Origin of the sequence: Mesorhizobium sp. M1307 (genome assembly GCF_040318155.1) — a bacterium.
Classification (GTDB): Bacteria; Pseudomonadota; Alphaproteobacteria; order Rhizobiales; family Rhizobiaceae; genus Mesorhizobium.
Genome location: NZ_JAMYLR010000081.1, coordinates 1 through 10190, shown reverse-complemented (window position 1 = coordinate 10190; position 10190 = coordinate 1). Strand labels below are relative to the sequence as shown.

The 10190-nt window shown below is 60.9% G+C and carries 10 protein-coding genes; 3 read left to right on the top strand and 7 right to left on the bottom strand.

Annotated features, from left to right (window positions below; translation table 11 throughout):
• Positions 1–226 precede the first annotated feature (226 nt).
• Entirely contained in the window at positions 227–3730 is a 3504-nt protein-coding gene (gene carB, locus NKH16_RS34225; protein ID WP_352450702.1) for a carbamoyl-phosphate synthase large subunit, read from the top strand.
• Positions 3731–3833: 103 nt separating this feature from the next.
• Here the strand turns inward: carB and NKH16_RS34220 are convergent, their stop codons facing one another.
• The 6 genes from NKH16_RS34220 to NKH16_RS34195 all read right to left on the bottom strand — a co-directional run bounded on the left by NKH16_RS34220 (position 3834) and on the right by NKH16_RS34195 (position 8426).
• Positions 3834–4106, bottom strand: a complete 273-nt coding sequence (locus NKH16_RS34220) for a hypothetical protein (RefSeq protein WP_352749503.1) — start codon at positions 4104–4106, stop codon at positions 3834–3836.
• Positions 4107–4213: 107 nt separating this feature from the next.
• Positions 4214–5782 (bottom strand): DUF262 domain-containing protein, encoded by a 1569-nt coding sequence (locus tag NKH16_RS34215; RefSeq protein ID WP_352821956.1) that lies wholly within the window; start codon positions 5780–5782, stop codon positions 4214–4216.
• Positions 5783–5930: 148 nt separating this feature from the next.
• Positions 5931–6392, bottom strand: coding sequence for a DUF6644 family protein (locus NKH16_RS34210; RefSeq protein WP_352450699.1), 462 nt, complete (start codon positions 6390–6392; stop codon positions 5931–5933).
• Complete coding sequence (locus NKH16_RS34205) at positions 6393–6773, bottom strand: DUF6152 family protein (RefSeq protein ID WP_352749508.1); 381 nt, start codon at positions 6771–6773, stop codon at positions 6393–6395.
• Between the two features lie 350 nt (positions 6774–7123).
• Positions 7124–7612, bottom strand: coding sequence for a GNAT family N-acetyltransferase (locus tag NKH16_RS34200; RefSeq protein ID WP_352453885.1), 489 nt, complete (start codon positions 7610–7612; stop codon positions 7124–7126).
• Positions 7605–8426 (bottom strand): transglycosylase SLT domain-containing protein, encoded by an 822-nt coding sequence (locus NKH16_RS34195; RefSeq protein WP_352749511.1) that lies wholly within the window; start codon positions 8424–8426, stop codon positions 7605–7607. Before NKH16_RS34195 ends, NKH16_RS34200 begins: the two co-directional genes overlap by 8 nt.
• A gap of 162 nt (positions 8427–8588) precedes the next feature.
• On the opposite strand from NKH16_RS34195, the gene NKH16_RS34190 reads away from it, so the two are divergent.
• Entirely contained in the window at positions 8589–9158 is a 570-nt protein-coding gene (locus tag NKH16_RS34190; protein WP_352749513.1) for a methylated-DNA--[protein]-cysteine S-methyltransferase, read from the top strand.
• Between the two features lie 52 nt (positions 9159–9210).
• Here NKH16_RS34190 and NKH16_RS34185 read toward each other — a convergent pair whose 3' ends face one another.
• Positions 9211–9537: a hypothetical protein gene (locus NKH16_RS34185; protein WP_352749514.1), complete on the bottom strand. Its 327-nt coding sequence runs from the start codon at positions 9535–9537 to the stop codon at positions 9211–9213.
• Positions 9538–9837: 300 nt separating this feature from the next.
• On the opposite strand from NKH16_RS34185, the gene NKH16_RS34180 reads away from it, so the two are divergent.
• Positions 9838–10050 carry a cold-shock protein gene (locus NKH16_RS34180; protein ID WP_023678332.1) on the top strand — a complete coding sequence of 71 codons (213 nt, stop codon included), beginning with the start codon at positions 9838–9840 and terminating at the stop codon, positions 10048–10050.
• The last annotated feature ends 140 nt before the right edge of the window (positions 10051–10190 follow it).

Genomic DNA, 10190 nt, shown 5'->3' with positions numbered 1-10190 from the left:
TGCCCTACTGCCCTACTGCCCTACTGCCCTACTGCCCTACTGCCCTACTCCCCTACTCCCCTACTCCCCTACTCCCCTACTCCCCTACCCGCATTTTAGGGGGTTACATCCGGCAAAACTCTTCCCTATAAGGCCCTCCTAGCCTGATACCAGAATCGCGAGCACAACCGGCCGGGTCTTCCCGTCCGGTTTTTCGTGCAAGCCGCCTGCCGAACGGACCCTCGATATGCCAAGACGCACCGACATCAAGTCGATCCTGATCATCGGGGCCGGCCCCATCGTCATCGGCCAGGCCTGCGAATTCGACTATTCCGGCACCCAGGCCTGCAAGGCGCTGAAGGAAGAGGGTTTTCGCGTTATCCTGGTCAATTCCAATCCGGCCACCATCATGACCGATCCGGAACTGGCCGACGCCACGTACATCGAGCCGATCACGCCCGAAGTGGTGGCCAAGATCATCGCCAAGGAGCGGCCGGACGCGCTGCTGCCGACCATGGGCGGCCAGACCGCGCTCAACACCGCTTTGTCGCTGCGCCGCATGGGCGTGCTCGACCGCTATCAGGTCGAGATGATCGGCGCCGACGCCACCGCAATCGACAAGGCCGAGGACCGCGCTTTGTTTCGCGAGGCGATGAACAAGATCGGCCTGGAAACGCCGAAGTCGATGCTGGCCAACGCCACCGACGTCAAGAATGCCGACCGCAAGACGCACGAGGCCGAACGCGCCGAGTTGAAGGCGGAAAAGCCCGAAAATCTCGACGCCGCGCTCGACGCTCTGGAAACGCGCTGGAACCTCGGCGAAGGCGACCGCAAGCAGCGCTATATCAGCCATGCCATGGCGATTGCAGCACAAGCGCTCGACCATGTCGGCCTGCCCGCAATTATCCGCCCCTCCTTCACCATGGGCGGCACCGGCGGCGGCATCGCCTACAACCGCGCCGAATTCTTCGAGATCGTCCAGTCCGGCCTCGACGCCTCGCCGACCACCGAAGTGCTGATCGAGGAGAGCGTACTCGGCTGGAAGGAGTATGAGATGGAGGTTGTCCGCGACAAAGCCGACAACTGCATCATCGTCTGCTCGATCGAGAACATCGACCCGATGGGCGTGCATACGGGCGACTCGATCACCGTCGCCCCAGCGCTCACGCTGACCGACAAGGAATACCAGATGATGCGCAACGCCTCGATCGCGGTGCTGCGCGAGATCGGCGTCGAGACCGGCGGCTCCAACGTCCAGTTCGCCGTCAACCCGGCCGACGGCCGCCTGGTGGTGATCGAGATGAACCCGCGCGTCTCGCGCTCGTCGGCGCTGGCCTCCAAGGCGACCGGTTTTCCGATCGCCAAGATCGCCGCCAAGCTCGCCGTCGGCTACACGCTGGACGAGCTCGAGAACGACATCACCGGCGGAGCAACGCCGGCCTCGTTCGAGCCGAGCATCGACTATGTCGTGACAAAAATCCCGCGCTTTGCCTTCGAGAAGTTTCCCGGCGCCGAGCCAGTGCTGACCACCTCGATGAAATCGGTCGGCGAGGTCATGGCCATCGGCCGCACCTTCCAGGAATCGCTGCAGAAGGCGCTGCGCGGGCTGGAGACCGGCCTGACCGGTCTGGACGAAATCGAGATCCCCGGCATCGGCCATGGGACGACAGCTGCCAGCCACGTCGACGACCGCAACGCCATCCGCGCCGCCTTGGGCACGCCGACGCCGGACCGGCTGCGCATGGTGGCGCAAGCGATCCGCATGGGCACCTCTCTGGAAGACGTGCACGCGATGTGCAAGATCGACCCGTGGTTCCTCGAACAGATCGCCGGCATTCTCGACATGGAGGCGCGCATCCGCGAGCACGGCATCCCCGAGGACGCCGCCAATCTGCGCATGCTGAAGGCGATGGGTTTCTCCGATGCCCGCCTAGCATCCCTGGTCAGGAAGGACGTCGAAGAGGTCCAGAAGATACGCGACAAGCTCGACGTTCATCCGGTTTACAAGCGCATCGACACCTGCGCCGCCGAGTTTGCTTCGCCCACCGCCTACATGTATTCGACCTATGAGGTCCCGTTCGCTGGCGCGCTGGCCAACGAGGCGCAGGTCTCATCCCGGAAAAAGGTCGTCATCCTCGGCGGCGGCCCCAACCGCATCGGTCAGGGCATCGAGTTCGACTATTGCTGCTGCCATGCCGCCTTTGCGCTGCGCGACGCCGGCTTCGAGGCGATCATGATCAACTGCAATCCCGAAACCGTCTCGACCGACTACGACACCTCCGACCGGCTCTATTTCGAGCCGCTGACGCCGGAGGACGTGCTGGAGATCCTGCGCGCCGAGCAGGCGTCGGGCGAGCTGGTCGGCGTCATCGTCCAGTTCGGCGGCCAGACGCCGCTGAAGCTGGCGGATGCGCTGGAGAAGGCCGGCATCCCGATCCTCGGCACCTCGCCCGACATGATCGATCTGGCCGAGGACCGCGACCGCTTCCAGAAGCTGCTGCACAAGCTCGGCCTCAGCCAGCCGAAGAACGGCATTGCCTATTCGGTCGAGCAGGCCCGCCTCGTCGCCGGCGAGCTCGGCTTCCCGCTGGTGGTGCGCCCGTCGTACGTGCTCGGCGGCCGCGCCATGCAGATCATCCACGACGAGAGCATGCTGCAATCCTATCTGCTCGACACCGTGCCCGGCCTGGTACCGGAGGACATCAAGCAGAAATACCCCAACGACAAGACCGGCCAGATCAACACGCTGCTCGGCAAGAACCCGCTTTTGTTCGACACCTATCTGTCGGGCGCCATCGAGGTCGACGTCGATTGCCTTTGCGACGGCAAGTCGACCTACGTCTCCGGCATATTGGAGCATATCGAGGAGGCCGGCATCCATTCCGGTGACAGCGCCTGCTCGCTGCCGGTGCATTCGCTGCCTTCCGAGCTGGTCGACGAGCTGGAGCGCCAGACGGCAGCGCTTGCCCGCGCGCTCAATGTCGGCGGCCTCATGAACGTGCAATATGCGATCAAGGACGGCACGGTCTATGTGCTGGAGGTCAACCCGCGCGCGTCGCGTACCGTGCCTTTCGTCGCCAAGACCATCGGCCGGCCGATCGCGAAAATCGCCGCCCGCATCATGGCCGGCGAGAGCCTGGAAGACGCCTTCGCCCATTACGGCGCCATGCCCGACCCGCGCAATCCCGGCCACATCGCGGTCAAGGAAGCGGTATTCCCCTTCGCCCGCTTCCCCGGCGTCGACATCCTGCTCGGCCCGGAAATGCGCTCGACCGGCGAGGTCATGGGCCTCGACCGCGACTTCGCGCTCGCCTTCGCCAAGAGCCAGCTCGGGGCGGGTGTCGATCTCCCCCGCGCGGGCACGCTGTTCGTCTCGGTGCGCGACGAGGACAAGAAAGGCATATTGCCGGCGGTCAAGCGCCTCGCCGGCCAAGGCTTCAAGGTTCTGGCAACCTCAGGCACGCAGCGCTTCCTCGCCGAAAACGGCGTCGTCGCCGAGAAGATAAACAAGGTGCTGGAAGGCCGCCCGCACATCGAGGACGCCATCCGCAACCGCCAGGTGCAGATCGTCTTCAACACCACGGACGGCCAGAAGGCGGTGTCGGACTCGAAGTCGCTGCGCAGAGCGACGCTGATGCAGAAAGTGCCGTATTACACGACGCTATCGGGGGCGGCTGCGGTGGCCGAGGCGATTGCTGCGTTGAAGGCGGGGAGTTTGGAAGTACGGCCGCTGCAGGAGTATTTTGCCTAGGCGATTAGATCTCTTCTCCCCGTGCAACGGGAAGGTGCCGGCAAGCGGATGAGGGGCAGTTCCACCCATCTTCTGGAGAAAGTCACATAACTGACGGTACCTTCTAACGTGGTACTTTTAATATCCCTTGCTTCCACAGGACTCGAAGCCGGTTTCTAACATTCATTGCAATCTGCCCAGCATTCAATTGGTCGTATTTGGAACCTGTATCCATCAGTCCATTGAGCCGCGCAATCTCATGAAGCGCCTCGAGGTTCACAAAGCCATTAGGTGCCTTGTAGTGAGGAGCAATAATTGCTTCCCATTCACGATTTTCAGCCCGCCTCGACCATGCATCGCGTTGATCTCTCGTTATGTCCATCGCTGCCTCATCCATCAGTTGTGATTTGGCCTTACCGAAAAGCGAACCAATGGCAGCGACCGATAACTCTCGTAGAGAGGCGTCTAGCCGAGAGAACTGACGTTGGCAGCTGATCAACTACATCAATTTTTCATAGCTGTATTACAGTAAGGATGGGTTATCTGACCATTTAGATCACCCCCCTTGCCACCATCTTGCACTCGTACCACGTGATCATACGAACTTGATTTCGCTGGATCTAGATAGCCATGGCAAATTGGGCACTTCATGGCGTTTTTCAGGGCTTGCCGAATGAATATTGCGCTCTTTGCATCATCGGAAAATCGCTCTCCATCGGCTCCTTGGGTTATGGACAAAATCTTCGAAACTGAATTTGGCGCGATGACAGCAATAATTTCATTGTCTGTCGGATTTTTCCCTTCGTCGTAGGATTGTATGAGGTAATTGAATAGATCAGATACTTTCTCAACGCGATTTTTACTTCTCACTATCTGCAACGCTTGCGTAATTATCGCTTTATTTTCAATTAGAAAATCTTCAATCTTCTTGCGATTCTCGGTAAATTTCCGAAAGAACGTGGGATCATTACTCTGGAGCTTGTTCCTGCACAAAAGCAGAAAACCAAGGAGCAGGTCCGGAAGATGTCGCCCGCGCTCCGTATAAAAATACACAGCGGGATGAAGTCCTAGGCTGCTAGGCCCGGTACCCGTTAATCTCGCAGCTATCCTGCTGCATGTCTCCAAAACCTTGACGGTCTCACTTCCATCTGGGTCTTCAGGAAATTCACCAAGCGGTCGCCGAATTGTGCCCTGATCTGCGTTCGTTAGCGAAATCAGATTCATAAGCATGTCTAAAGATTGTATCGGCGATCTTGTGCCGCCAAGAGGTAAATCTAAGGTCTTTATAGGCTGATTTACTTCTGGATTGAAGAACAGAGAGTGCAATTTCTTAGCCGACGTTTCGATCTTAGCTCGATTATCGTCTAAGAATTTTGACCAGTATTTATGACCAGTGGCCGCTCGAATAATTGAGCGAGCGGCGATTGCGATCGAACGATTGCGATTTCGGAGTAGCGTTTCCTCCGCATCGTCCAAGGGAGTTCCTTGCGTATTTATTTTGAAAAATGAAGTTTCAGCCTTGTCTGCATCACCCTCTACCCATTGCAGAGAGAGTGATCTGGTCGCCATATTCCTCGCACGAACAACGCGCTGCTCGGGATGATTTTCAGGTTTGATCAAAGCGTCTCGTAGTAATGAATATTTACCGATCTTCAACTCCACCATATCCCTTGCTTTTTTCGCAATTCTGCGTTGCGCACTGTTAATTTCATTCGAATAATACCCAATAGAATTTGGTCCATCGCCGTAATCATCGTCGATCCACGCTCTAAGGGCACTTAGTCGATGCCCGCCATCAATAACAAAAACGAACTGGGTAGATCTCCACAATATTATTGAGGGTATGAGCTCGTTGTCCAAAAAACTTTCTAGAAATGATACAACTTGAATCGGCGACCAATGATTGGTCTCACGTTGAAAATCTGGCTTCCTAAGCAGCGGAACCAGCATCCCACTAGAACTCAGTGTTTCAATTGAGAGAGTCTTTATCGGCTCTCCCGAGGACGGCGCCGTGTTTGTGATAGCGAAATCATCTCGCTTGATCATAGCATCAAGTACTACCGACTCAGCCATTTTCCCCCCTCAGATTTGTCGACTGGAATAGCCCGCAGAAATCAAACTAGCAGCGTGCAGAAGAGATTAGCAAGGTCAATGCTACACGAATGCTCGCGTTGGCCCAGCAACTGCTGCTCAACAGGAAATCCGAGGTCAACGTGCCGACTCAAAGAAAACCAATAAACCGCCCCGCAAACAACACGGACGTCCACAGCACCAGCGAAAGCACAGCCAGGATCGTGACGGCCCCGCCGGCCGGTTCCTGACCGCCTTTTGCGCGGCGCACGAAGACAAGGAAGTTGGCGCCGGCAAGCAGGATGAGCGTCATCTTGGCGAGGAAGATCGGCATCGCCGCATACGCGCTCGCCCTGACTGAAAACAGCAGCGAGCCCGTGACCAGCGCACCGCCGAACGCGGCAAATGCGGTACGGCGCAGCAGCGCCACGAACGCCGCCTGCGGCAGCGAGCGGAAGGCGCCCAGGATCCTGAGGTCCATGAGCCAGACGCTGGTCAGCAGCACGCCGATCGCCATGATGTGGAGCGCGTTGACGATTGGGTAGGCGACGAAGGAAGCCTTCAGTCCCCGCACCAAAGCGAGTTGCTCGATGCCGGCGAAAAACCCGTCCATTCAGGCCGGCGGCACGCGGTCGGGATAGACGTCATAGGTCTTGCCGCCGACGATGATGCGGACTGCCTTCATGCGCTTTTCGCTCTCATCGCGCGAGCGATGACCGATCGCGGTCACCTCGTCGCCAACCTTGGCAACCTCGGTGAAGCCGGCGGCGATCGTGCGGGACGGCGTCGCCATCTCCACCCGCCAGGCCTCTCCCTTCGCGTCGACATCCAGCGTGGCGTGCGGGTTGCCGATATAGATGGCCGTGATCTTGCCCTTGAGTTCGAAAAATCCGTCCTGCGTCCACGACCAGCCGTGATGGGCATAGGCTGCGGTGGCGGCGGCAAGCATCACCGCCGCTGCCAGCATGACGCTCCGGTTGAAAGGTGACTGCATCGCTCGTCTCCCCGGTTCCGGCATTAGAGGGTAGGTCAGCGCGCGGCAGCGTCAAATCACATGAGGGCCTTTTGGTTCGCTGCGCTCCACAGCCATGGCAACGGCATGGATCCTAGGGTCTGCGCTCTCGCTTCGCGTTCGCTCCGCCCTAGGATGACGAAGCGCTGGTAGGGTTCCAGCCAATCTCCAACGTCCGCGATTGGCCTTTATGCCACTGTGCCCTTCGTCATCCTAGGGCGGAGCAGGAGCGCAGCGACGTCGCGGAGACCCTAGGATCCATGCCGTACCTTTGAGCGTCGCAGCCTCAGCTGAATATCAACACACTTACCCGAAGCCAGCTTTGCCCCGCCTCACCCCGCCCAGTCGACTTCGAACATCCCCAACCGTTCGTAGAGCCGGACGGCGGCGGCGTTCTCGACCGTGTTGGTCTTGAGGTCGACATGTGCCGCGCCCCTTGCCTGAAACACCGCAAACGCGTGCCGCATCAGTGCCTCGGCGATGCCCTTGCCGCGCGCCTCGGGGTGGACGGCAAGATCCTTGACGAACGCCCGCGTCCAGCAGAGCGCCGCGCCCGCCAGCCGGCCCTTGCCGTCGATGACCAGGAAACATAAAGCTGGGTCGAATTCCGCGTCGGCCGAAATGCGTGGCCACCATTCGTCGAACGGCCCGTCGGCGCCGTCGTCGAACACCGCGGTCAACAGCGTATGCAAAGCGAGTGCATCGGCGGCTTCGAAGGCGCGCATGACGAAGCCCTCGGGCCAGCGCGGCGGAACAAGCGTGTCGTCCAGAATCTTGCGCAGGCGGATGTCGTTTGGCGCCGGCGGGCGCGGCTCAGGCATCGGGCTGCATGCGGCGGCGCAGGCTTTCGCTGCCGAGGCCGGTTTCGCCCAGCATCCCCTTGCGCTTGGCGTCGTAATAATAGCCGCTCTGGTAGAGCCGGTCGGCGCGCTTGGGGTTGCCGCCGCTGACCAGCCAGGCGCCGCGCAGATATTTCACCGCATATTTTAGGTTGGTCTCGGCATCGAACAGGCCGCTTGCCGGCCCGTCATAGCCCATGCCGCGCGCCGTCGCGTGCTTGATCTGCATCAACCCCCAATGGCCGTGATTGTAGGCTTTCGGGTTGAAGGTGCTCTCGCGGTTGACGACATGGCGCACCAGATCGACCGGCACCTGGTAAAGCGCGGAATATTTCTCGATCAGGCGCTCGATCTCGCTGCGGCCGCCGGCGTTCGACTGCCCCTCGGTGGGGCTGGTCGCGGCCAGAGCGACCGGGTTCTGCGGCACGACATAGGAGACGGGTTGAACGCCGGGCATGGCAGCGGTCTGTTCGGTGACCGGCATGGCGACAGCGGCCGTCGCGATGGCTGGCTGGGCATTGGTGGTCATGACGGCGGGGGTAGTTGCCGCCAGCGGCGTCGGCCCGGCAAACGCGGCGGCCGGCTCGATCGGCAGCGCCGCCGTCTGGACCACGCCGGATGGTTCCGGCAGCACCGAAACCGTGTCGGGCAGCGCGAGCGTAAAGCCGGCATCGGTATTGGCCGTATTTTCGCTGAAGGCTGGCGCCGGGGTCGCCGGCGAAGTCGAGGTGCAACCGCTGAGAGCGGCCACGGCCAACACCGCCGCAAGGACGGGAAAGAGGAATTTTGCTGGCAAGCGGCGCTCGGGTCCGGTTCGTCGGGTGTTAAGAAGTCCTTACACCAGCATCTTTCCTCGGGCAATCCGCGGTAGCCGGTGGTTTTCGGGTGGCGAGCCGGGCCGCGAAATGCGATATTGTTCTGGATTTGTACTTCGAAGGATTCCGGAAAGGAGCACGCCATGCACGCCTCTCATGCCACCGCCGGCCACGCGCTCTTCGAAACCGTGCTCGGCTTCATGGGTATCGCCTGGAGCGATGCCGGGCTGACCCGGCTCTGCCTGCCGCAGCGCAACCGCGACACGGTCGAGCGCCGGCTGCTGCGCCATGCCGCCGCCGACCAAGCAGCGAAGCCCGAACCGCAATGGGTTGCCGAGCTGATTGCGTCGATCAAGGCCTACGCCGCCGGCGAGGATATCGATTTCTCCGGCGTGCCGGTCGATCTCAGCGGCGTCGACGAGTTCCGCCTGGCGATCTATGACGCGGCGCGAAAACTCGCCTTCGGCGAAACCACCACCTATGGCGAACTGGCCAAACGCGCCGGCCATGCCGGGCTGGCGCGTGAGACGGGCGCCGCACTCGGCGCCAACCCGGTGCCGCTGGTCATCCCTTGCCATCGCATCCTTGCCGCCGGCGGCAAGATCGGCGGCTTTTCCGCCCCTGGCGGCTCAGCCACCAAGGAAAAGATGCTGGCCATGGAAGGCGTGCGCGTCGGCCCGCCGCCCCCGGCGCAGGTGTCGTTCGGGTTTTAGGGGTGCTGATATTCAGGCGAGGCCGGCACCCGGCGCACCATTTCGTCCCACTCTAATCCGGAAGCAGGCGCCGGCGAAAACGCCGGTCGATCTCCACCCGCTTGCATTTGTAGACGGTGCAGGAATTCGTGTCGGCGCTCGGAACCGAGGCCCGCGCCCTGACCTCGCCGATCTCGCAGAATTGCTGGCTCCGCACGTAACGGTCGTAGAGCGCCAGCCCCGGCACGCGCGCCGATCTGTAGCGCAGGATGACCGCACCCTCGCGCGCGATCGTCGCCTGCACCTTGCCGCAGCTCATGCGGGTCGGGTCGTAGCGCGAGCTCGCCTGCGCCTCGGCGGCCACCAGCGTCAGGCAAGCGGCAAGCAGAACGATTTTCATGGCCCCTCTCCCCAAAACCCGGTCGCGCCCGAAGCCGGCGCGATCCTCCCGGGTCAGGCGCGCAGCGACGACGCTCTCACGCGATTGGGGCGGCCGTTGGGCAGCGTTGCCGCGGCGCCATTTTCCGCCCCGTCTTGTTTTTTGCGCGAAAGCATATTATATGCCGTCCATTGATATTTCGGCCGATCGATCCGGGCCTCGCGATCTTCGCGTTTGCTGACGTTCTATCTCCAAAATCTCGATACAAACCGGCTGGATTTCGGTCCAGTCAAACTAAAGCAAACGTAAAGGACTATCGAAATGGCAACAGGTACGGTCAAGTGGTTTAATTCCACCAAGGGTTTCGGCTTCATTCAGCCTGACAGCGGCGGCGCGGACGTTTTCGTTCACATCTCCGCAGTCGAGCGTGCTGGACTGTCGACCCTGGTTGAAGGCCAGAAGATCAACTTCGAGATCGAGCAGGACCGCCGCACTGGCAAGTCGTCCGCTGGATCTCTGAGCAAGGCAGCCTGATTTTGCGAATGGCGCGCGCCGGGCGGGAGACCGGGGCGGGGGGCCAGTCACCGCTGTTCGTGCGGGGGCGCCCGAAGCCCCCCCGCGCGCAAGACCCCCCCACGCCCGACCACCCGCATGCTGCCCGCCCCGGCACAACC